The organism is Bacillus sp. FSL R5-0512 (genome assembly GCF_038593295.1).
GTDB classification, from domain to species: Bacteria; Bacillota; Bacilli; order Bacillales; family Bacillaceae; genus Bacillus; species Bacillus safensis.
The window spans coordinates 1,889,038-1,912,431 of sequence record NZ_CP151982.1 but is presented as its reverse complement, the minus strand read 5'-3'; the positions used below and the strand labels follow the sequence as shown (position 1 = coordinate 1,912,431).

At 41.3% G+C, this 23,394-nt stretch carries 23 protein-coding genes; 17 read left to right on the top strand and 6 right to left on the bottom strand.

Going from position 1 to position 23,394, the window contains the following annotated elements; translation table 11 throughout:
• Positions 1–56: 56 nt before the first annotated feature.
• Positions 57–1,859 (top strand): DNA helicase RecQ, encoded by a 1,803-nt coding sequence (gene recQ, locus NSQ25_RS09600; protein ID WP_326136286.1) that lies wholly within the window; start codon positions 57–59, stop codon positions 1,857–1,859.
• 234 nt (positions 1,860–2,093) lie between these two features.
• Positions 2,094–2,915 (top strand): LysM peptidoglycan-binding domain-containing protein, encoded by an 822-nt coding sequence (locus NSQ25_RS09595; protein ID WP_326136287.1) that lies wholly within the window; start codon positions 2,094–2,096, stop codon positions 2,913–2,915.
• Positions 2,916–3,068: 153 nt separating this feature from the next.
• Here the strand turns inward: NSQ25_RS09595 and NSQ25_RS09590 are convergent, their stop codons facing one another.
• Positions 3,069–3,575, bottom strand: coding sequence for a GNAT family N-acetyltransferase (locus NSQ25_RS09590; RefSeq protein WP_024428344.1), 507 nt, complete (start codon positions 3,573–3,575; stop codon positions 3,069–3,071).
• Between the two features lie 203 nt (positions 3,576–3,778).
• Here NSQ25_RS09590 and NSQ25_RS09585 point away from each other — a divergent pair, with 203 nt between their 5' ends.
• The 4 genes from NSQ25_RS09585 to prpB all read left to right on the top strand — a co-directional run bounded on the left by NSQ25_RS09585 (position 3,779) and on the right by prpB (position 7,998).
• A complete protein-coding gene (locus tag NSQ25_RS09585) occupies positions 3,779–4,318 on the top strand; it encodes a DUF420 domain-containing protein (protein ID WP_024422676.1) in 540 nt (179 codons plus the stop codon).
• A gap of 168 nt (positions 4,319–4,486) precedes the next feature.
• Entirely contained in the window at positions 4,487–5,629 is a 1,143-nt protein-coding gene (gene mmgD / locus NSQ25_RS09580) for a citrate synthase (RefSeq protein WP_061109246.1), read from the top strand.
• Positions 5,630–5,631: 2 nt separating this feature from the next.
• Positions 5,632–7,068 carry a bifunctional 2-methylcitrate dehydratase/aconitate hydratase gene (locus NSQ25_RS09575; protein ID WP_326136288.1) on the top strand — a complete coding sequence of 479 codons (1,437 nt, stop codon included), beginning with the start codon at positions 5,632–5,634 and terminating at the stop codon, positions 7,066–7,068.
• Positions 7,069–7,080: 12 nt separating this feature from the next.
• Positions 7,081–7,998 (top strand): methylisocitrate lyase, encoded by a 918-nt coding sequence (gene prpB, locus NSQ25_RS09570; protein ID WP_326136289.1) that lies wholly within the window; start codon positions 7,081–7,083, stop codon positions 7,996–7,998.
• Between the two features lie 233 nt (positions 7,999–8,231).
• Here prpB and NSQ25_RS09565 read toward each other — a convergent pair whose 3' ends face one another.
• Positions 8,232–8,894, bottom strand: coding sequence for a lysozyme family protein (locus tag NSQ25_RS09565; RefSeq protein WP_034280614.1), 663 nt, complete (start codon positions 8,892–8,894; stop codon positions 8,232–8,234).
• A gap of 97 nt (positions 8,895–8,991) precedes the next feature.
• Entirely contained in the window at positions 8,992–10,317 is a 1,326-nt protein-coding gene (locus NSQ25_RS09560) for an APC family permease (protein ID WP_034280617.1), read from the bottom strand.
• 186 nt (positions 10,318–10,503) lie between these two features.
• Here NSQ25_RS09560 and czrA point away from each other — a divergent pair, with 186 nt between their 5' ends.
• A complete protein-coding gene (czrA, locus tag NSQ25_RS09555; protein ID WP_024422670.1) occupies positions 10,504–10,833 on the top strand; it encodes a Zn(II)-responsive metalloregulatory transcriptional repressor CzrA in 330 nt (109 codons plus the stop codon).
• 31 nt (positions 10,834–10,864) lie between these two features.
• Here the strand turns inward: czrA and NSQ25_RS09550 are convergent, their stop codons facing one another.
• Positions 10,865–11,389 (bottom strand): hypothetical protein, encoded by a 525-nt coding sequence (locus NSQ25_RS09550; RefSeq protein ID WP_034280620.1) that lies wholly within the window; start codon positions 11,387–11,389, stop codon positions 10,865–10,867.
• Positions 11,390–11,506: 117 nt separating this feature from the next.
• Here NSQ25_RS09550 and NSQ25_RS09545 point away from each other — a divergent pair, with 117 nt between their 5' ends.
• The 7 genes from NSQ25_RS09545 to NSQ25_RS09515 all read left to right on the top strand — a co-directional run bounded on the left by NSQ25_RS09545 (position 11,507) and on the right by NSQ25_RS09515 (position 17,518).
• A complete protein-coding gene (locus tag NSQ25_RS09545; protein ID WP_326136290.1) occupies positions 11,507–12,439 on the top strand; it encodes a YafY family protein in 933 nt (310 codons plus the stop codon).
• A gap of 54 nt (positions 12,440–12,493) precedes the next feature.
• Entirely contained in the window at positions 12,494–12,967 is a 474-nt protein-coding gene (locus tag NSQ25_RS09540; RefSeq protein ID WP_070326576.1) for a GyrI-like domain-containing protein, read from the top strand.
• Positions 12,968–13,003: 36 nt separating this feature from the next.
• Positions 13,004–13,723 carry an MBL fold metallo-hydrolase gene (locus NSQ25_RS09535; RefSeq protein WP_065214738.1) on the top strand — a complete coding sequence of 240 codons (720 nt, stop codon included), beginning with the start codon at positions 13,004–13,006 and terminating at the stop codon, positions 13,721–13,723.
• A gap of 3 nt (positions 13,724–13,726) precedes the next feature.
• Positions 13,727–14,299, top strand: a complete 573-nt coding sequence (locus tag NSQ25_RS09530) for a TetR/AcrR family transcriptional regulator (protein ID WP_070326577.1) — start codon at positions 13,727–13,729, stop codon at positions 14,297–14,299.
• Positions 14,300–14,447: 148 nt separating this feature from the next.
• On the top strand, positions 14,448–15,329 hold the full coding sequence (locus NSQ25_RS09525; RefSeq protein WP_061109242.1) for an SRPBCC family protein: 882 nt from the start codon (positions 14,448–14,450) through the stop codon (positions 15,327–15,329).
• Positions 15,292–15,900: a DUF4166 domain-containing protein gene (locus NSQ25_RS09520; RefSeq protein WP_034280637.1), complete on the top strand. Its 609-nt coding sequence runs from the start codon at positions 15,292–15,294 to the stop codon at positions 15,898–15,900. The genes NSQ25_RS09525 and NSQ25_RS09520 overlap by 38 nt, the downstream gene beginning before the upstream one ends.
• Positions 15,893–17,518, top strand: coding sequence for a YndJ family protein (locus tag NSQ25_RS09515; protein WP_070326611.1), 1,626 nt, complete (start codon positions 15,893–15,895; stop codon positions 17,516–17,518). The genes NSQ25_RS09520 and NSQ25_RS09515 overlap by 8 nt, the downstream gene beginning before the upstream one ends.
• Here NSQ25_RS09515 and NSQ25_RS09510 read toward each other — a convergent pair.
• Complete coding sequence (locus NSQ25_RS09510) at positions 17,515–17,994, bottom strand: hypothetical protein (RefSeq protein ID WP_024422662.1); 480 nt, start codon at positions 17,992–17,994, stop codon at positions 17,515–17,517. The two genes, NSQ25_RS09515 and NSQ25_RS09510, sit on opposite strands and share 4 nt — an antisense overlap.
• Positions 17,995–18,238: 244 nt before the next feature.
• On the opposite strand from NSQ25_RS09510, the gene csaA reads away from it, so the two are divergent.
• From csaA to NSQ25_RS09495, 3 genes are all read left to right on the top strand, one after another.
• The gene (csaA, locus tag NSQ25_RS09505; protein ID WP_041109443.1) at positions 18,239–18,571 is read left to right on the top strand and encodes a chaperone CsaA; all 333 of its coding nucleotides are present in this window, start codon (positions 18,239–18,241) and stop codon (positions 18,569–18,571) included.
• 513 nt (positions 18,572–19,084) lie between these two features.
• The gene (locus NSQ25_RS09500) at positions 19,085–20,476 is read left to right on the top strand and encodes an MFS transporter (RefSeq protein ID WP_034280643.1); all 1,392 of its coding nucleotides are present in this window, start codon (positions 19,085–19,087) and stop codon (positions 20,474–20,476) included.
• A gap of 24 nt (positions 20,477–20,500) precedes the next feature.
• Positions 20,501–22,108 (top strand): glycoside hydrolase family 43 protein, encoded by a 1,608-nt coding sequence (locus NSQ25_RS09495; RefSeq protein WP_070326578.1) that lies wholly within the window; start codon positions 20,501–20,503, stop codon positions 22,106–22,108.
• Positions 22,109–22,154: 46 nt separating this feature from the next.
• On the opposite strand, the gene NSQ25_RS09490 is transcribed toward NSQ25_RS09495, so the two are convergent.
• The gene (locus NSQ25_RS09490; RefSeq protein ID WP_041117672.1) at positions 22,155–23,315 is read right to left on the bottom strand and encodes an ROK family transcriptional regulator; all 1,161 of its coding nucleotides are present in this window, start codon (positions 23,313–23,315) and stop codon (positions 22,155–22,157) included.
• Between the last annotated feature and the right edge of the window lie 79 nt (positions 23,316–23,394).

Here is a 23,394-nt window from a genome sequence, read left to right as displayed (position 1 = left end):
GAAGAGGCATGAATGTATGTTAAAATAGACAAAACAAAAGACGGAGAGGGAATTGGATGTTAGAACAAGCAGAAGCACTCCTGAAACAATACTTTGGCTTTGACGCATTTAGGCAGGGACAGAAACAAGCCATTGAATCGATTGTAAACAAACAGAAGGATACCGTCTGTATTATGCCGACAGGCGGAGGGAAATCGGTTTGCTACCAGATTCCTGCCCTGATGATGGAAGGAACAACGATCGTTGTATCCCCGCTAATTTCTTTAATGAAAGATCAAGTCGATGCGCTAAATGAGATGGGCATACGATCGTCCTTTTTAAACAGCACACTTTCCGCAGCTGAAATGAATAAAAGGCTGAAAAAATGTGAAGATGGGGAATATCAGCTGCTTTATATCACACCTGAACGTTTACAAAATGAGCGTTTTTTTCAGCTGCTTGATCGGTTAACGATCCCTTTAATTGCAATTGATGAAGCGCACTGTATATCTGAGTGGGGGCATGATTTTAGGCCAAGCTACCGCTTTATTCAAGAATGCTTAAATCAGCTGACAAAAAGGCCAGTGATTGTCGCATTAACTGCTACAGCCACGAAAAAGGTCCACCGAGATATATGTGAACAGCTTGGCATGAACGAAGAAGAAACCATTTTTACTGGGTTTGCTAGAGAAAATTTATCTTTTCAGGTGGTCAAAGGAGAAAATAGTGACCGCTTTATCACACATTATATGAAGAAAAATAAGCTTGAGTCCGGCATTATCTATACTGCTACAAGAAAAGAAGCCGAAAACATTTACAATCGGCTAAAGAAACAAAAGATCAAAGCTGGCATTTATCATGGCGGGTTAGATGACAATGTAAGAGAAGAGCAGCAAAACCTGTTTTTAAATGATGACATCCAGGTTATGGTCGCTACATCTGCATTTGGCATGGGAATTAATAAATCAAATGTCCGTTTTGTGATTCATCATCAAATTCCAAGGGATATTGAAAGCTACTATCAAGAAGCTGGACGCGCCGGCAGAGACGGGCTCCAAAGTGAATGCATTTTACTGTTCTCGCCGCAGGGCGTACGAATGCAACGATACCTCATTGAACAGTCAACAGAAGATGAAGTGCGCTATCAGCATGAACTGCTTAAACTAAGGCAAATGGTCGATTACTGTCACACTGAGCAATGTCTGCAGCAATTTGTGATGGACTACTTTGATCAATCAGCAAGTACCCCTTGCCAAAAATGCAGCAATTGCCTTGATGAAAGAGAGCGTGAAGAGGTCACTCGAGAAGCGCAAATGGTTTTATCGTGTACGGTTAGAATGAACGAGCGGTTTGGAAAAATGATGATTGCTCAAGTACTGGCAGGCTCTAAAAATAAAAAAGTGCTTGACCTCGGTTTCGACCGTCTTCCTACATACGCTTTAATGAAGCAGCAATCAGCCCAGCAAATCAGTGATTTCATCGAATTTTTAATTACAGAAGAGTATTTGCACATGTCTGAAGGAGCTTATCCAACATTAAAAGTGACACATAAAGGAAAGAAAGTGTTAGTCGGGCAAGAGGCTGTGTATAAAAAACAGGCAGTGAAAAGAGAGGCGATTCAAGAAAACGATGCATTATTTGAGCAGCTGAGAGCGGTGAGAATGAAGCTGGCGAGAGAGCAGGGCGTTCCGCCATTTGTTGTATTTTCTGATCAAACCTTGAAGGAAATGTCAGCCGTTCAGCCTAAAACAGAAGAAGAACTTCTCCATATTAAGGGAATTGGCGCTCAAAAAAGAGAGAAATACGGGGATGTTTTTTTAGAAGAAATCCGTTTATTTATAGAAAAAGAAAAAAATAAAGAGGTTGAAGAAGAAAAATAAATTTTTTTCGCTGCGTTTGGACACGTTTTCAACAGGAGGTTTCTGATCCTTTCAAAACCTTGATATGGCGGGTAATCGAGCTGTTTTGTGGTCTGATTTACCAATGGAGAGAGATGTTTCATGTAAAGGAACTGTAATCTAAAACATATCGTTTTGTTATTGAATTGACATTTACATATGTTACGATAGCACTCGTTAGCCGCCATAAAAAGCTAACAAGGGAGGATTTACTTTATGAAGAAGACTATTATGTCCTTGGTTGCTGTTGCAGCAATCTCTACAACAGCATTTGGAGCACAGCAAGCTTCTGCAAAGGAAATCACTGTGAAGAAAGGTGATACACTTTGGGGAATCTCTCAAAAAAATGATGTGTCTCTAAAGGACCTAAAGGGTTGGAACAATTTATCTACAGACATGATTTATGTAGGTGATAAATTGACAATCTCTTCAAAAGAGAAAACTCAGGAGCAGTATAAAGTCCAGAAGGGGGACAGCCTCTGGAAAATCGCTCAAAAATTCAATGTGTCAATTAGCGATATTAAGTCTTGGAATAACTTAAACTCAGATATAATTATGATTGGTTCAACACTAAGTGTTGCTGGTCAAAGCTCAGCTCCGGTAAGCTCAGAGCCTGTACAAAAACAGGAGCCTGTCCAAAAAGAGCAAACAACACAAAAAGCTACTCCTAAACAGGAAGCACCGAAAAAAGCTGCTCCTAAACAGGAAACAGCTAAAGCAGAATCATCTTCTGCTAGTCAAAGTGTACAAAAAGAAATGACTGTAACGGCTACTGCTTATACAGCAAATGATGGTGGCATCTCAGGTATCACTGCAACAGGGGTAAACTTAAACAAAAACCCAAATGCGAAAGTGATTGCAGTAGATCCTAATGTCATTCCATTAGGAAGTAAGGTTTATGTTGAAGGCTACGGTGAAGCCATCGCAGCAGATACTGGCGGCGCAATTAAAGGTAACAAAATTGATGTTCATGTACCAAGCAAATCCCAAGCAAAAAATTGGGGCGTTAAATCAGTCAAAGTAAAAGTACTTAACTAGTAACTTATTGTTTTTTGGAAGAAAGCATCAGGTGGCGGCCTGATGCTTTTATTGTACCCTTTTTTTGGTCAAAAAAACACAAATTTTTCAGAAAAATTTGCATTTTCGACAAAAACCAGCGTATATTCCATCATACACGTTGGTTTTTTGTCGTTAGCTGTCCACCCAATAAATTTCTCCGCTTTGTTCTTTCCAATTGATTTGGACATCAAATTGATGCTTTTCATAAAAATGAATCAAGCGGTCTACATGATTCCAATCTCTTTTGACGAGGTCACCTGTGATGACTGGGATGTTCTGCTCTCTTGCGATTTCTTTTAAATGCTTCATACAGATTGAGCCGTACCCATTATCGGGAGGGCCTTTTATATCAGCAATATGAATCTTTCCTTCTTCAGGATATTCCGCAATTAAGGAAAAGTCAGATTGTCCGCGAAAAGCTTTTTCACAATCGGTCAGCATGATTTTACATGTATCAGCATTTTCAATGGCAGAGACAATCATCCATTCATCTTCTTTCGCCTGATCAATGCCAATGATCTTTGCCTTTTTCGAAATATCTTTCATATTTTCTTGCATTCGATACATTTGGAACTGCAATTGCTGTAATTCTTGCTCTAACGCCTTCACATCTTTGGGTGTTTCCTGTAAGATTGACAAGTCCTTACTCCTTTCATATAAGAAATGATAAAAATCACATAAATTCCAATTTTAAAGGAAGTGGATGAATCTTTCAACCCGTTAGAACGCCAGTAATCGGCAAGTTTGTCTAAAATTCGACGAAGACAGCGAATTCATTGACTTTATAGGGAAAGTTAAATAACATACTCTTAGTCGGAACTAATAAAGAGAGGTTTTCAAACATGAACGAACAGAATCAAAAACCGAAAAATTTCACCGGCATTGTTGTCATTTTAACAATTGCCATAAACGGATTAATCGCTTTATTATTTTTAATGCCAAAAACAGATAAATTTAGTCATCTGGATATTACATTTCTGCCGTTACTGAATGCCGTGATGAACAGCTTTACGTTTATCTTCTTACTTTCAGCACTCATTATGATTAAACAAAAGAACATTAAAGCACATAGACGATTTATCTTTGCTGCATTTTCAACAACACTTGTCTTTTTAATTTCCTATGTGACATATCATTCAATGGCAGCTGATACACACTTCGGAGGAGAAGGGATCATCCGTCCGATTTACTTCTTTATTTTGATTACACATATTGTGCTCTCAGCTATTATTGTACCGCTTGCACTGATTACACTATTTAGAGGTGCACAGATGCAGGTCGAGCGTCACCGTAAAATTGCCCGCTGGACGATGCCGCTTTGGCTCTATGTTAGTCTCACTGGCGTCATTGTCTATATCATGATTTCTCCATATTACAGCTAACGTATGTCCAACTGGACATACGTTCTTTTATTTACAAGATGAAGTGCTTTGGATAGAATGGAAATTGGGTATCCGACTAGCACGGTATCTTCCCATCTATAGATTCACATCATTTTTGGCCGTTTGCTCGTTTGGAGATCAACAATTGGACGAAACGGGGGTTATATGATGACTGAACAATTGCAGTATAAACCGGGGCTTGAAGACATTGTGGCAAGCGAAACATCCATATCATACTTAGATGTGGAGCAAGAGGAAATTGTGATTCGCGGGTACGACCTCATTGAGCTGGCACAAAACAAGACATATTTAGAAACAGCCTATCTGCTTATTTATGGAAGATTACCAGATCAGATGGAATATCACCAATTTCAGCAAGATATATCCTCACAAACGAGCTTACATCCAACTATTCAAACCATATTAACGAATCTGCCAAAAACCACTCACCCTATGGATGCGATGAGAACGTGCTTATCTGCTCTTGCAGGGTATGATGACGCATTACATGATCGATCTGAAGCGTGCCAAGTAAGGCGTGCAGTTCGATTATTAGGCCAGCTGCCGGCCATTGTTGCTGGAAGCTATTATATTCTCACAAAAGACGCCGCTATTTCTCCAGATCAGACCAAATCCTACACTGAAAACTTTTTATCCATGTTAACAGGACGCACCCCGGCACAAGACGAAATTACCGCTTTTGACCAAACACTCACATTATATAGCGAACATGAGCTGCCGAATTCAACATTTGCGGCTAGAGTGATTGCATCCACGCATTCTGACATGTATGGTGCTTTTACTGGAGCGATCTCTTCATTAAAAGGTGACCTCCACGGTGGAGCAAATGAAGCTGTCATGCACATGCTTCTTGAAGGAAAAACAACAGAAGGATTCCTTGCGCTCATTGAACGAAAATTAGCCGCAAAAGAAAAAATGATGGGCTTTGGCCACAGGGTATACATGAGAAAAATGGACCCGCGAGCTGCTCTTTTAAAGCGTTCATTGAAAACGCTTACGGAATCAAAGGGAGATACAACGCTATATGACATGTGTGTAGCAGGAGAGGCATATATGAAAGAGCAGAAAAACCTTTATCCAAATCTTGATTATTATGCTGCACCGATTTATTACGTGCTCGGAATCCCTATTTCACTTTATACACCTATTTTCTTTGCTGCAAGAGCTAGTGGATTAGCCGCACATGTGATTGAACAGCATTTGCATAATCGCATTTTTAGACCGAGAGTCCGGTATTTAGGGCCAAGAGGATTAAAGGTTTCAAATGATGATGGAAAAACGGGGGAATGAACATGAACAAAACAGCAGTCGCCAACCAAACAGATCAGCTATTAGAAGAAATCGCAGCCTATGCAGTAGACGGAGAAATTACGAGCAAAGAGGCCATTGAAACCGCGCGGTATGTGCTCATAGACACGCTCGGGTGCGGAATGCTGGCGCTCAATTTTCCAGAATGTACGAAGCACCTTGGACCTATCGTACCTGGAACTGTTGTGCCTAACGGAGCAAGAGTTCCAGGCACTTCGTTTGTGCTAGATCCTGTTCAAGCGTCTTTTGATATTGGCTGTATGATCCGCTGGTTAGATTATAACGATACGTGGCTTGCACAGGAGTGGGGTCATCCGTCAGATAACTTAGGCGGAATATTAGCTGTAAGTGATTATATCAGCAGAACACGCCTTGCAAACGGTGAAGAGCCGCTAACGATGAATGACGTACTGCATGCAATCGTCAAGGCACATGAAATTCAAGGTGTGCTCGCTTTAGAAAATTGTCTAAATCGAAATGGATTGGACCATGTGTTATTTGTCAAAGTGGCAACAAGTGCAGTTGTGTGTGCAATGCTTGGCGGAACAAAGGAAGAGGTCCAGCATGTTTTATCACAAGCGTTTGTTGATAATTCCCCCCTTAGGACGTATCGCCACGCCCCAAACACAGGATCGAGGAAATCATGGGCAGCAGGGGACGCAACAAGCCGCGGAGTGAGACTGGCAATGATGACACGTAAAGGAGAAATGGGTTATCAAACGCCCCTCAGTGCAGAGAAGTGGGGCTTTGAAGATGTTCTTATGAAAGGAAAACCACTTACGCTCGCCCAGCCCCTTGGATCATACGTCATAGAAAATGTTCTTTTCAAAATTGCTTATCCTGCTGAGTTTCATGCACAGACAGCTGCAGAGGCGGCTGTGATGCTGCATGACGCTGTAAAAGATCGTTTAGATGAAATTGACCGGGTAGAGATTACGACACATGAGTCAGCGATTCGGATTATTGATAAGAAAGGGCCGCTTTATAATCCGGCAGACCGTGATCATTGCTTGCAGTATATTACAGCCATTGGACTGATCTATGGTGAACTAACAGCTGACCATTATGAAGAAGAAACGGCGCAAAATCCAGCCATTGATCGTCTTCGTGATCGAATGATTGTGAAAGAGGATAAACGTTATACAGAGGATTATTTAGATCCGAAAAAGAGATCGATTGCAAACTGTGTACAAATTTTCTTTAAAGACGGGACGATGACAGACCGAATTGAAATTGAATACCCGCTTGGTCATCGCAGAAGAAGACAGGAAGGCATTCCGCTGCTTGAAAAGAAATGGGTCTATCATTTAAAGACAAGATTTCCACAAAAGCAAGTGGATCAAATTGTGTCACTCTGCCAAAATCCAAATCAATTAAAAACAACAACAGTACCAGCATTTATGGACTTATTCGTCATATAAGGGGGAGCTAGCGTGTGGATCGTGAATGAAGAAAGAAGTCAGGCTGATTTAGCCGCAGCCTTTAAAGAACAAATGAACAAATCAGCTTTATTTCAAATTCCAGGCGTTCACGATGGAATGTCTGCGCTCTATGCGAAAAAAATGGGCTTTCAAGGGCTCTATTTATCAGGTGCCGCTTTTTGTGCCAGCAAAGGACTGCCTGATCTCGGCATGATCCATTCAACAGAAATGGCAGAAAAAGCGAAGGAGATCATTCGAGCTTCCCAGCTGCCGCTTTTGGTCGATATGGACACAGGTTATGGCGGTGTTTTAAATGCAGCAAGAGCGGCAAAAGAAATGGTTGAGAGCAAAGTGGCAGCTGTTCAAATTGAAGATCAGCAAATGCCGAAAAAATGCGGGCATTTAAACGGGAAATCACTCGTTCCAGTAGAAGAAATGGTCGCAAAAATCAAAGCCATCAAACAAGCGGCACCAACGCTTTTGGTGATTGCAAGAACCGATGCAAAGTCCGTAAATGGAATGGAGGATGTCATCCGCCGGGCCAATCTTTACGTAGAAGCAGGAGCTGACGCTATTTTTCCTGAGGCACTCATCACAGCGGAGGACTTCACGCATGCGTCAAGTAATATTAAAGGGCCGCTCCTTGCAAACATGACGGAGTTTGGCAAGACGCCTTATTATCATGCAGACGAATTTTCTATGTTTGGCTTTCAAATGGTCATTTACCCTGTATCATCACTTAGAGTCGCTGCAAAAGCGTATGAGCGTTTATTTACAGAAATCATGGAAAAGGGAACGCAGCAGGGGATACTGGAGGATATGCAAACGAGAAAAGAGCTGTATGAAACGATTCATTATGATGAATATGAGGAAATGGACCAGCATTTAGCGAAAACGATCCTGCCGGAAATTGGAAAAGAACAGCGGTAAAATGAAAAGCACTTCCTTTACGGAAGTGCTTCAGCGTGTAGACAAACCCTCGCATTCTTTGTCAGTCCTGCGCGCTGGTGCTCACGAATGTCAAATTCGCTCCGCGCCAGTGCTCGTCCTTCCTAGGGCTGCAAAGGTTTTCTATCACGCTGAAAAAAGACAAAGGGCTAAAATAAAGATTATTTTAGCCCTTTGACAACAATCTGAAACACTTCCTTGACGGAAGTGCTTTTTTACGATGATGGTGTGGATGAAGAAGCCAATTTCATCTTTTCTTCAACTGTTTTCGTTTTTTCTTTTACTTTTTCAGCGTAAGTGAAGTCACCGTAGCAATACGGATAGCGGAAGTTATCTTTGTTGCCGCCGCACGTATAGACCTCGGGGTTTCGTTTCACTTGCTTTTTGGAGTATTGCTTTGCCAGTTTCTCGGAATGTTTTCCCCCGTTTTTTGCAACAAAATCAATATAGCCGATTCCCATGTTATAGCTTTGAATAATGGTTTCCAAATCAACGCCTTTTTTCTTCCCATGCTTGTACATAGTCGAAAAATGATGGACTCCTTGTTTAATGCTTTTCTGAGGGTCATTGATTTCATTTCGTTTCAAACCAAGAGATTCAGAGGCCTGCATTGGATCTCCGCCTCTGCCTTTTGATTCTTGATACATCATACCGAGGATTAACCCGGTATACTGATCTAAATCTTGATCTCTTAACTCTGTTTCTACAAGCGGTTTGTAATCATCCAATCTCGACAAAACAATTGATTCCGTATCAATCGGCAGCTTTTTTAACTCCTTTTGATTAAAGGAGATGGCAATGGCTGCTAATACGAAAACAAAGAGAAAAATCGTGAAACAGCCTGAAATGGCAAAACATCCTGTTTTTTTCTTTTTCAAGGTCAGTTCACCCCTGTTTTGCCCCGCTTTTAAAAGGGAAGTACAGCCTTTTTATTATGCCATATCCTGTGCAGGATACCAAGTGAAAACCTTATAATCAATCATATCCAAACGTAAATTCAGGTCGTGTTTTCAGCCTGAAGCAGAAATAAACAAAACCGATAATCAGCCACATCATGCCAATGATTAATGCATTTGTGCTGATGCTCGTTAACAGCCAAAGACAAAACGCCGTCCCGCATAGAGGGATCACTGCATATCTCAATGTATTCAGCACACCTCTTTGTTTTTGTCTGACGAAAAAGTACGCAAAAACAGACAAATTCACAAAGGTAAATCCAATTAACGCGCCGAAGCTGATAAAGGAATAAATGACTTCAAGTTCGCCAACGACTGCGGTTAAGGAGAAAGCTCCGATTAATAAAATATTAAAAACAGGGGTTTTTAATCTCGGATGAATATACCCGAAGAAACGCTTCGGTAACGATTGATCTCTTCCCATTGCATATAAAAGCCTTGCTGCACTCGCATGTGACGATAAGGAGGAAGAAATGACAGCGACCATTGTGCCGGCTAAAAAGAACGAGTGGAGAAATGCGCCGCCCACAAATTCTGCAATTTCAAGTGAGGCTGCATCAGGATGTTTGAACTGCTGAAAATTTGGAAACACCTGCTGCAAAAAATAAGACGTCAAAGTAAACAGTACGCCTCCAATCGCAACTGTTAAGAAAATGGCAAGCGGAATCGTCTTTTTGGGTTTAATGGTTTCCTCAGACATCGTCGAAATGGCATCAAATCCTAGAAAGGAGAAACATAAAATGGTCGCTCCTGAAAAAATAAGCGCTGGATCTAAGCTCGCTGAATAAAAAGGCCGGGCTGACAATAACTCTCCACTGCCAGTGTTTTGTGTGAGCCCATAAATAACAAACCCAACAAAGGTGACGGCGACAATGACCTGAAACGTCACAAATAGCGCCGTAATGTTGGCTGTAAGCCGTATACCGATGACATTGACAGTCGTTATGGCGATAGCAAGTATGATGATCCAAATGTAATGAGGTACATCAGGAAAGGCTGCGGTTAAATAAGCACTACCGATCGCAAAATTCACCATAGGCAGAAATAAATAATCTAGTAAAAGTGTCCAGCCCACAAGGAAGCCGACATGAGGATGAATACTTTTTTGCGCATATGTATAAGCAGATCCTGCTTTTGGAAAAGCCTTCACCATATTCCCATAGCTAAGCGCTGTCAATAGTAATGCAAGTAACGTAAATATATAAGCTGCAGCGACGTGTCCTTTCGTCAGCTGAGCAACAATGCCGTATGAATCAAATACGACAAGTGGATCCATATAAGCAAGCCCGATCACAACAAGTGGAAAGACAGTCAGGCTGCGTTTTAGTCTTGGCTCTTCAGTCAATTTGCCTATCAGCTCCTCTAAAAAAATGAATAAATAATGCTCATTTTAAAAAGAATGCTACCAAGTGTCAATGCTATTTGAATAAATCTTTTTTCTAAAGTGTGCCCGCTTTGCACGCCGGACGTTTTAGTATATGATGATACATAGAATAAGTCGTGATTTGACTAACAAGAAAGGTGAAGCGAAATGAAGGAAGAACTGAATACAAATCAAGAACAGGAACGGATGGAGCTGGATGAAGAAAGTTTATTTCTTGTCTCCCAAACGTTTAAAGCCTTATCTGATCCGACACGTATTCGTATTCTGCACCTGCTGTCTCAAGGTGAATACTCGGTAAATGATATCGCAGAAACACTGAATCTCATGCAATCAACTGTTTCTCATCAGCTGCGTTTTTTAAAAAACCTTCGTCTCGTGAAATCTAGACGAGCAGGGACATCGATTTTTTACAGCCCTGAAGATCAGCATGTGATGGAAGTGCTTGAACAAATGATTCATCATGCACAGCATGACTAATAAAAACCTTCCTACTCAAATAGGAAGGTTTTTACGCATGATGCGTATGTGCTACTCGTTTACCTGCTTTCATCATTTGATAAGAAAAAACAACATAGTAAGCAGCTAACAGAAAAAAGCTGAGCATGGTCATGGCATCATCACTCACAATATGCTGATACAGTTCAACGACACCAATCTTTGTGAGCGAATGGTTCGTCAGTTCACCCAGCTTAAAACTAAGTCGAGATAAAAATAAGCATAAAATGAAGCTTTCAATCCATTTACTCGTTTTCACGTAAAGACGGCCATTTTCTTCTTTCATGCGGATCGTCTCATAGGCATGAACGGCCAGACTGCTTCCAAAGAGCATACCAATAGCGGCATAGATGAAAATGCTGTGATTTTGCCAGCCTTCTAATAAGAGAATAAGGGCAGTGAGTCCAAATACATACATTCTCATCAAAAGACTGATCGGGCGCACAAGCTGATAGCGTCTCATTCGGTTCATTCGAAAGATGATGCAGATCAGCATAATGCTCCCAATGATGAATAACTGCCACACGTGATGTGTCATGATGCAACCTCCTCCTGCATGTGCAGGGATGTAAACGATGCTGGCTGTTCCTTATCTTTACCATTCTTTCTTTTTTTATCAAATCAAAACCTACATTTATGAAAAAGAGGAAAAGTCATGAAAATTGATCGTATTTTGTCTATTGTGATGCTGCTCATTAGCAAAAAGCAAGTACAAGCGAAGGACCTCGCTGAACTTCACGAAGTGAGTGTGAGGACGGTTTATCGTGATATTGAGACCATCAATCAAGCGGGAATCCCTGTTGTGACAACCCAAGGAGCAGGTGAAGGCATTTCACTTGTTGACGACTATCGTTTAGAGAAAAAATTATTTACCGATGATGACATTGAGCTGATTTTAACAGCCCTTGAAAGCATGACGAGTGCATACTCCTTTAAAGAAAGTGAACATGTACTGAAAAAAATCAAATCTCTCATTCCCCCACATACCGATGAAAGCGAGAAACAGCACCATGTCTTTATTGATTTAAGCTCCTGGGGGAAAGACAGCCAGGCAGAAAAGAAGCTTCAGCTGATCCATACAGCTGCTTCCGCGCATCAATTCATTCAATTCACTTATCGCAACGCAAAAGGTGAAACACTTCCTCGGAAAGTGGAGCCTTATACGCTTGTCTTAAAAGGAAGGCATTGGTACTTGTATGCGTTTTGTTGTGTGAAACATGATTTTCGTCTATTCAAGCTGACCAGAATGACAGACCTCATCACCATTTCAGCATATTTCAGGCCGAAAAGAATCAAAAACGAAGAGAAGCCTTGGAATGACTCTTGGCATGAAGAACCTTCAGTCACAACGCTCACGCTTAGGTTAACGGAAGCATCAGTTGGCAAAGTGAAGGAATGGGTGGATGAGAACGAATTGATCATATGTTCAGACGGAACCTATCTGGCAGCATTGACTGTGCCGCAAGATGATTGGCTGCACAGTTTCCTATTCCATTTAGGACCGGACGCCGACATTCTTTCACCGCAGCACATCAAGGAAGCATTTGATCTCCAATTAAAACAATTTATGAAGCGATTAGGAACTTGACATACTGTTGTCAGGTTTCTTTTTATATGATGGGAGAAAAGGAGATGAGAATGTATGTACGATATCGTCACATTAGAGAAACAATGGATCAAAGGGTTGTCTGTTCGAACAACAAATGAAATAGAGAAAACAAAAGAGCGGAAGATTGCACCGCTTTGGCAGGATTTTTTTGCGCAGCAGCTACATGGGGGACAAGCTCCAGTCATAGGGCTGTATTCAGATTATGAAAAAGATGAACATGGTTCTTATTTATTTACAGCTGGAGAGTTCGCGGATCAGCAGATCGAACATGTAAAAGAGATTCCTGCGTCCACCTACGCAAGATTTCAAACAAGAAAAGGACCGATTGAAGAGGTCGTGCTTGAAACATGGCACAAGATTTGGACGTGGGATCAGCGTCAATACCGCACTTATACAGGTGATTTTGAATGGTATGATGAAAGATCTATTGATCCAAAAGAAGCGCAAGTTGATATTTACATTGCGATTGATGAAAAAATGATTGCTAAAACTAATACCATTAGTTAATATAAAACTAACGATATTAGTTTTAGGAGGGCAATCATGAGATTAACAACTTTTGACCGTCTGCACCAGCTTACATTGATGCCGCGATTATTTCCGGTAAATTGCTATGTCTTTGAGGAAGAGGAAGGACTCATCTTAATTGATGCTGCTTTAAAAATGGCGGCGAACTCGATCATCGAATTTGCCCGTAAAAAGAACAAACCAATTCATAAGATTATTCTCACTCATAGCCATATGGATCATATCGGCGCATTAGATGAGGTGAAGAAGGCTTTTCCAGAGGCAGTTGTCTATTTATCAAAACGTGATGCACGCCTTTTTGAAGGTGACTTTACCTTGCTCCCTGATGAACCTCAGCAAAAAATCAAAGGCAGTTTTATGAAAAATATTTATACAAAACCAGATGTGCTTGTTGAAGAAGGAGATGAGATTGGGCCGCTTAAAGTGATTGCAACACCAGGGCATACACCTGGCAGCATTTCTTTATACGATGAAAGGTCAGGAGTTGTCATTGCAGGGGATGCACTTGTGACTAAAGGCGGCTTATCAGTAACGGGTGAGTTTCGGTGGAGCTTCCCGTTCCCGGCTTTTGCCACATGGGATGCAGAAACCGCACTAAAAAGCGCTGAAAAGTTACTGACATTGCGCATATCCTGTCTTGCTGCAGGACATGGTGACCTTATCATAGAGCCTCATGAAAAGCTTCAAGCTGCCGTTAAAAAAAGACAGTACCAGCTAAAAAAAGGAGGGCAGTAAACCGTGTCTCCAAGAATGGGAATTACACAAGAAAAAATTATGGATACAGCGGCTGCATTTGTTGATGAAGAGGGCTTCTCCGCTTTGACTATTGCTACATTGTCTAAAAGACTGAATATTAGGCCGCCTTCTCTTTATAATCATGTATCCGGCCTTCATGAGATTCAGGCAGCACTTGCAGTAAAGGGGCTCTCCATGCTTTGTGAGGAAGGGATGCAAGTCACAGAGGGGCTGGAAAAAGAAGAAGCTGTTTTAGCCTTTGCCAGACAATATGTGCAATTTGTCCGAGAACACCCAGGTCTTTATGAAGCTGCCTTTTCACATATGAACGAAAAAGAAGTACGTATTGCAGCAGAGCGCCTTGTTCAGTTTGTCCAAACCATCATGTCACGCTTTGGTGTAAAGGAAGAGGAAATGACACATGTCGTCAGAGGACTGAGAAGCTTACTGCACGGCTTCGGTGATATTTCTAATAAAAAGGGATTCCAACGAAAAGAACAGCTTGAAGAAAGTGTGAGCTATGCGATTCGGCTCTATATCACAGGTGTATTGCAAAAAGAAGATCTGTCTATTTGACAGGTCTTTTTTTTACAGTGAACCGATATCATAGAGAAGCATCCTTCTGGAACCATTTTTTTGAGAGAAAACGAATAAAGATTTGACAGTTTTGTGAAACATGGTATGCTTATTATGTGAAATAATTCACATAGAGGAGTAGAGGCAGATGAAAAGAAAGCCTGTTTATGTGGAAACAACCATTCATGCACCTTTAGAGAAAGTATGGGAATATACGCAAAATCCAAAGCTTCATGAACAGTGGGATTTGCGTTTTTCAACCATTTCATTAAATGGACCTCAAGATGAACAGCCCCAAACCTTTTTGTATGAAAAGCATCTTGGATTTGGTGTAAGTGTCACAGGGACAGGAGCATATCGAACTAGAATGATGGATGAACGAAATGAAAGGTCATCCTCACTTAAATTCAAATCGTCACACCCGTTGTCTTTTATCAAAGAAGGCGGCGGCTATTGGAAATATGTGAAAACGAATGATCATATTGTGTTTCAAACGCAATTTGATTATGAACCGAAAGAAGGAAAAGGATGGGCGTGGGCAGATCGATTACTTTTTCGCCCGATGATGGGGCTTATGACGGCCTTTAGTTTTGGCGCACTAAAGACGTGGCTTGAAAAGGGTACGCACCCTCGGTTGTTACTGGAGAGAACACTTGCCCATTATGGAATTTGTTTGCTGTTTGCCATCGTCTGGCTATGCCAAGCGGTTATCCCTTTTTCACATTCTGCTTTTGATCATAGCACCGGATTTCGGTTGTTTTATGCCCTTATAGGCGTATCATGGCTGATACCTAAGCTATCAAAGAAATATTTGTTCATTCTTCAAAGTGTGTTTCTGCTGCTGATGCTTTGTATCGGGATCCTATCCCCCCAAACGACACTCCATGAGCCGCTTGTGATGAGTGCATTTTTGATCCTATCCATTGCAGGAATGATTAATTTAAAAGATTGTATAGACGTATTCTCGATCAAACGAAAAAGGGGAGGTAGACATGGTCGTTCATCGTCATCAAGTAAAGGATTACGATAAGCTTCATCCAAAATTAAAAGAGAGATACAACCGTGCGTTTACCGCTGAAGGCACTATGGAGGAAATAGGCGGCGGAACGAGGCTCATTCGATTTTTCTTCAAAATTGGTCCACTCTTTCGCTGTTTTTTCCCTGAGAGAGGAAAAAACATTCCCTTCCGAATTGTCAATAAACCCTTTATGACAAATAAGGGAGAGGAAGGCATGCACTGGTTCCGTACGTTTTATTTCCCAAAGAAGGAACGTCACTTTGATGCAGATATGATCATTGATCAGAAGAGTCATAAAGTACTAGACTATTTTGGAAAGCCTAGACTTCTTATGTCAGAGCTTCATTTTACAGTAACAAAGCATGGGTTCCTTCACATTCAATCCGGCCGGCAGAAGCTGTTGATGTTAGGACGTGAGTGGCCGCTGCCTTCATGGCTTTACGGTGTGTCAGATGTCACAGAAGGCTACGACGAGCACGCGGGTGAGTATACCATTGATGTGCATGTGAAAAATCGACTGTTTGGGACCCTTTTTACATATAAAGGCCGGTTTACTGAAAGGGTGATGTCTCATGATGAATAAATGGCATTTGATATCAAGCTTCCTCTTTATGTGCTGGTTTATCGCCACCCGTTTAATGACAGGTCCGTTAGCAGAGTTGTTTGTACTGATAGCGATTCTGTTTTTCCTTCCTGCAGTTTTAGCCTTTTTTGTGAAGGAAGAGAGGGAGAGTAAGCCGTGGATACTGCTCGGCTTTTTAATGAAAGCCTTTCCATTAGCTGCTCTTTGTGCAACGGCTGCATTCATCTATCATTCTGCCTTGTTTGCATCGGGATGGTTTTTGTATACGATTCTTTTGGCGTTATATGGCTGTACTCGTTTGCTGAAAAGGGGAATCTTTCCACTTCATGAATTGATGACGGGTGGTGCATGGATGTATCTCGCTTTAGGAGGGCTTTGGTTTTGGCTGTACACGGCAGATATACAGGTAATGACCTTTTCACCAATCATCGTGCTTTTGACCGCTATTCATTTTCATTACTCGGCTTTTTTTATCCCGCTTTTCTATGGATTATTAGGGAGAAATCGAGAAAAAGAGACAGCTTTATACAAAGCGGCAGGATGGGTGATTTTGCTGTCGCCTGTGATGATCGCTGTTGGGATTAGCTTCTCCCGTCTATTTGATACGTTCAACGTCACGCTATATGTCATTGCACTCTACTTGTACGGTATTCTTTGTATGAAAACAAGGTTTCGATCGACTGTGGCAAAAGTGCTGATTGTGTTTTCTAGCTGCGTCTTAATGGGAACAATCGTGCTATCTCTTCTTTATTCCGCTGGCATGCTCATGCGCGTGACCTACATCAGCATTGATCAGATGATTTGGTTTCATGGCAGTATTAATGCCTTTTTTGTGATTTTACCAGGTTTGATTGGATGGCTGATCGAAGGGCCAAAGGATCAATTGAAGCAGAAGGACTTTCCGATATCAAAAGTGCATGGCCGTTTTCATTTAATCTCTTTTCAAAAGGAAAGAATGGGTGATCGAGAGAACCTCGGTTTAGTCGATTCACTTGATGATTTAAATGGAACGACATTTTCAGCTGAAAGGGTGTCACCTGTGATTCGAAGGTTTTATGAGAATCCGATGGCCTTTACGTTAAAAGCAGCAGTCCGTTTTCATTGGTGGGTGAGGCCGTTTGTTTTTTTACTTCAGCCCATGTTTAAGAAACTAGGGCAGCTCTATTTGGGAACATCTCGTAAGCCGTATGAAATGAAGGGACGTCTGACTGCATTTCAACATCCTAAAGAAGAGCGAAAGGATGTCAGGGCGTGGATTCGTCACAACGAAAAAGGGGAGCAGGTCTTTTTTGCACTTTATGCTCATCATCACGATGCAGCTGCGGGCTATATGAATATTGCGCTGCCGCTTCCATATTCTCAGCTGACCGCCATTTTAAAACCTTTTAATGAAAAGGAAGACTTTCTATTAAAAAGTGCATGTCCAAAAGGCAGTACCGGTGACGAAGGGTTGTATTTGCATACACCTTTTATCACCATGAAACTGCCAATGGAAGAAAGCTTTCATATGAAGCCGGAGACAGATAAAAGTCTCACAGCGGTTCATCAAATGAAGCTATTCGGCATTCCCTTTTTAACGATTCATTATCAAATTAACAGCGGGAAGCCATCCTGTTAATCAATGATGTCACATGGTTCACCGTGCCGAATGATGTTCACAATTGCTTGCCCATCACTCGGATGATGATCTGCATACTGGACTGGCAGCAGTGCAAAAAATACATAGTAGACTGAGAAGTAAGCAAATTGATAGAAAAATTGATGTTCTGGCAGGATATCATTGGCGATCATTGTATTCAGTATGAGAACACTGAGCAGGTTGCATAATGATCCGCCTAGGTAGACAAGAATGTGCGAGAATCGGTTATTTTTCCTCATTTCTTCATAATGGCAAAATGCATCTAGAAAATAGATTCGTCTAATTTCAACAACGCCTATTTTCAATACTTTTTTGCCTCTGCCAAGAGCAAAAGAAACCTTTGCGCCAAACATCCATGCGACCATAATATGGCCAAGCTGATGCAAGATGGCAACGATAGGAAGTATGACGAAAAACGACCAGCAAAATGTCCACATATCTGATAATGTAAACAAGTGTTAACCCCTCCCCAATATAGTTGGGAGGAAGCAGTAGGATTATTTGCCATTTTACTGAATTCATTTTCAGGATGCAAACATTTAATACACGACGATAAAAACATTATGTAAACTAAAGGTTGGTTTTTGCCGTGAATCGGCTTTTTGACTCACTTTTTTACGAAATGAATGTGCTACAATGAAAAAACAATAGATGACTCTAGTTAATGAACTTACCCTTGAAAGAAGAGGAGAGAAACAGATGGCAGATATTGAACAGTTTTTGGCGTTAGATATTCGTGTTGGGACGATCATTGAAGCAGAATTCTTTGCAGAGGCAAGAGTACCTGCATTGAAACTCAAGATTGATTTTGGTGAAGAGATTGGTTTAAAGCAATCCAGTGCTCAGCTGACAAAACGTTATACGGCTGAGAGTCTCACTGGCAGACAAATCGTAGCAGTCGTCAATTTTCCGCCTAGAAGAATTGCAGGGTTCAAATCAGAAGTGCTTGTCTTAGGGGGCATGCCGTCAAAAGAAGATGTGGTTTTACTAGCCACAGATGAGCCTGTTGAAAATGGAACAAAAATAGGATAAGAAAAAAGACATCTTCCTGAGAAGATGTCTTTTGCGTATTGAGGCGGAATAACCACACGCCACATTCGTGTGTGTCTCAAGGAGACATGTTACCCGACTTACACAATTCAGCTCATCGCTTGATAAATATAGCATGGGATGAGCTGAATTGCAACCATTAAATGATTCACTTCAGTTTTTCACGACATTTCAGCCGGAAAAATGACAAGAAATCAATTATTTGGATTATTTTTTCAAAAAATATTGAAAAGTCAGATCAGATTTTATAAAATGAATTCATCTTAGTTTGTTTAGTCGATAAACTAAGATGGATTCCAAGTGATGATCCGACTATTAAAGGGGATGATTCCGTCATTCAAATCATTTGCTGCGTATGTGGGCTAAGCTGAAAGATCAGATGTTCAGCTTCATTTTTACAACAAATTGAAAGCGCTTTATATTCTTCGCATTGACTGCTGCTGCCCTCCATCATCTGTTCGTTAGAAGAGGCTAAGAGAAGAAGGGAGAAAGCTCATGGTAAGTGAGAATTTAAAAAAGATTCGTATGTCTGAAAAAGTGGGATATGCTTCAGGAGATTTCGCATGTAACTTAATTTATGCAACTGTCTCTACGTATCTATTATTTTTTTATACAGATGTGTATGGTTTATCAGCGGCGGCGGCAGGGACGATGTTTTTAGTTGTCCGCGCCATTGATGCGCTTGCAGATCCGTTTATTGGTGCATTGGTGGATCGAACGAACAGCCGTTTTGGCAGGTTCAGACCTTACTTGTTATTCGGTGCGTTTCCTTTTGTAGTACTTGCTATCCTTTGCTTTACAACACCTGATCTTTCTGAAATGGGTAAACTCGTTTATGCCTACATCACGTATGTTGGTTTATCGCTTACATACACATTCATCAATGTTCCTTATGGTGCTTTAACATCAGCAATGACAAGAAATAACCAAGAGGTTGTCAGTATTACGTCTGTTCGTATGCTTTTTGCTAATCTCGGAGGTCTAGTTGTTGCTTTTTTTGTTCCTTTTCTTGCGACTTTTTTGAGTGATAAAACAGGAAATACAGCCCTCGGCTGGCAGATGACGATGGCTTTTCTCGGCGTTCTTGGCGGTGCATTACTTATTTTCTGTTTTAAAAGCACGAATGAACGTGTCACGCTTCAAAAGCCGGAGGAAAAAATTAAGTTCAGTGATATCTTTGTTCAGTTACGTGTCAATCGTCCGCTTGTTGTATTAAGCATTTTCTTTATTATTATTTTTGGCGTGAATTCGATCAGTAATTCAGTTGGGATCTATTATGTGACGTATAACCTTGGCAGAGAAGATTTAGTGAAATGGTACGGACTCATTGGCAGTCTGCCAGCATTAATGGTGCTGCCGTTTATTCCAAAACTGCACAAGCTGTTAGGAAAGAAAAAGCTGCTGAATTATTCATTATTGCTGAATATTGTAGGTCTTCTTGCATTACTTGTGATACCGCCGAGTCAAATCACTTTAATACTGATTTTTAGGCTCGTTGCAGCTGCAGGAAGTATTACAGCCGGTGCTTACATGTGGGCGCTCATTCCTGAAACCGTTGAATATGGCGAATATAAAACAGGGAAAAGGATGGGCGGGCTCATCTATGCCATCATCGGATTTTTCTTTAAATTTGGGATGGCATTAGGCGGGATTGTGCCAGGGCTTGTACTCGATCGCTTTGGCTATGTTGCCAACCAAATGCAAACACCAGAAGCTTTACTGGGCATTTTAATCACGACAACGGTGATTCCTGTATGCTTACTGATTTTAGCGATGGTGGATATTAATTTTTATAACCTAGATGAAGAAAAACATAAAAAAGTCGTACGGGAACTTGAGAATAGAGACAAAGTGTATCTCGATCATATGGACGATTTTAAAATGTAGGTCTCTGAAAGAGGAGGAAATTCAATGAAGATTATCAATCCAGTGCTCAAAGGGTTTAACCCCGATCCAAGTATTTGCCGTGTTGGAGAAGATTATTATATGGCCGTCTCTACATTTGAATGGTTCCCAGGGGTACAAATTTATCATTCGAAGGATCTCGTCCATTGGCGCCTTGCTGCGCGTCCTTTGCAAAAAACGTCGCAGCTGGATATGAAAGGAAATCCTGATTCTGGCGGAGTATGGGCGCCGTGCTTAAGCTATGCCGATGGACAGTTTTGGCTTATTTATTCAGATATCAAAGTAGTGGATGGTCCATTTAAAGACGGTCATAATTATTTGGTCACGGCAAGCGAAGTGGACGGCGATTGGAGTGAACCGATCCGGCTCAACAGCTCCGGCTTTGATCCATCTTTATTCCATGATCAAAGCGGGAAGAAATACGTCTTAAATATGCTGTGGGATCATAGGGAAAAGCATCATTCCTTTGCAGGTATTGCCTTGCAGGAATATAGTGTGGCTGAAAAGAAGCTCATCGGTCAAAGGAAGGTCATTTTTAAAGGCACACCGATTAAAATGACAGAAGCGCCGCATCTGTATCACATAGGTGACTACTACTATTTATTAACGGCAGAAGGAGGTACCAGGTATGAGCATGCAGCAACGATCGCCCGTTCCTCGCATATTGAAGGGCCTTATGAGGTTCATCCTGATAACCCGATCTTAAGTGCCTTCCACGCGCCTGAACATCCGCTTCAAAAATGCGGGCATGCTTCAATCGTTCAAACGCATACAAATGAATGGTATCTCGCTCATCTCACTGGCCGTCCGATTCAATCAAACAAGGAATCTATTTTTCAACAGAGAGGTTGGTGTCCTTTAGGAAGAGAAACAGCGATACAAAAGCTTGAATGGAAGGATGGCTGGCCTTATGTTGTAGGCGGAAAGGAGGGGACGCTTGAGGTTGAAGCGCCAAAGATCGAAGAAAAGGTTTTTGCACCAACCTATCATACAGTCGATGAATTTAAAGAATCAACACTAAATAGACACTTCCAAACATTAAGAATTCCGTTTACCGATCAGATTGGTTCGTTAACGGAGAAACCTCAGCATTTAAGGTTATTCGGCCGCGAATCTTTAACGTCTAAGTTTACCCAAGCATTTGTTGCAAGACGCTGGCAAAGCTTTTATTTTGAAGCAGAGACAGCTGTTTCGTTCTTCCCAGAAAACTTTCAGCAATCAGCTGGTCTTGTGAATTATTATAATACGGAAAACTGGACAGCACTCCAGGTGACATATGATGAGGAACTTGGCCGCACGCTTGAACTATCTGTCTGTCAAAACCTTGCCTTTTCTCAGCCATTGACACATAAAATCATCATTCCTGACGAGGTCACTTATGTCTATTTAAAAGTGACCGTTCGGAAAGAGACATATAAATATTCTTATTCATTTGATCAGAAAGAGTGGAAGGAAATTGATGTACCGCTTGAATCCATCCATTTATCCGATGATTTTATTCGAGGCGGGGGGTTTTTTACAGGGGCATTTGTTGGTATGCAGTGCCAAGATACGAGCGGCGAGCGTCTTCCTGCTGATTTTCACTATTTTCGCTATGAGGAAACAGACGAATAAGAAAGACAACTCGCTACGAGCTGTCTCTTTTTGAAAAACAAATAGGTCATGTTGTGAGGGTGGCATCTTGCAGAAAAGCTTCTATGACAAGAGATGTCATCCCCAATACTGGCGCATTGTGTCCTAATGATGAAGGGAGCAGCTCTACATGTGAGCTGAATTGCGTATCCATTCGCGAGGATACCTCCTCCTCAATCACATGTAGAACCGCCTGATGTGATTCGATCACTTTGTTTCTTAAAATAATGGCTTGCGGGTTAAAGGTATGCAGGACGTTTGTGAGACCGACACCAAGGTAAAAGCCAAAGTTGCGCAGGGCATTGAGCGTTTTCATATCATTTAACTTGGCCAGCTGTTCCAGGTCTTGATGGGAGATGTGCTGATCATCTGTTTGAAGAGACTGAAACAAGGCTTTCTCAGAAGCATACAATTCCCAGCATCCACGGTTCCCGCAGCTGCATGTCGGTCCGTTAAAATCGATTGTCATATGTCCCATTTCACCAGAAAAGCCATACGCTCCTCTGTATAAATGATGATCGATGATGATTCCGATCCCGATGCCAGTGCCTATGCTTGCATAGATCAAATGGTCATAATGTTTAGCGGCACCAAAGATTTTTTCACCATATGCACCGGCATTTGCTTCATTTTCAATGAAGATCGGTACTTGGAATGTCTCTTGCAGCGTGGTTTTCAGATCAACATTTTTCCATTTGGAATGAGGCGTAAACACGATTTGTTCACCTGCATCCACTAAACCATGTATGCATAGGCCAATGCCAATGAGCCCGTATGGGGAAGAGGGCATTTGTGATATGAGCTGCTGTATTAATTCAATTAATTTACGTATTGTGACCTCAGGAGAGCTGGGTGGGAGCTTGATCTGCTCTTCGTAAAGAATGGACCCTTCAAGGTCAGTTAATATGCCATTGACATAATCAACGCCGACATCGATTCCGATGGAGCAGCCAGCACGTTTATTAAACATTAGTAAAACCGGTCTTCTCCCGCCGCTAGACTCACCTTGACCGATTTCATAGACAAGATGTTCTTTCATTAACGTACTTACTTGAGAAGAAACAGTCGATTTATTTAATCCAGTGCGTTCAGATAATTTTGCTCTCGAAATGGGCGCATGCTGGAGAATTTCTTTTAATAATAGTTTTTGATTTATTTTTTTTACAAAGTTCTGATCAGCGATATCCACGTTATCCACTCCATTTGTTTCGTCTTTAGATTAAGTTGAGAAGAGCTGCTTTTTTCAGCATGTATTTAGTAAGATAAAT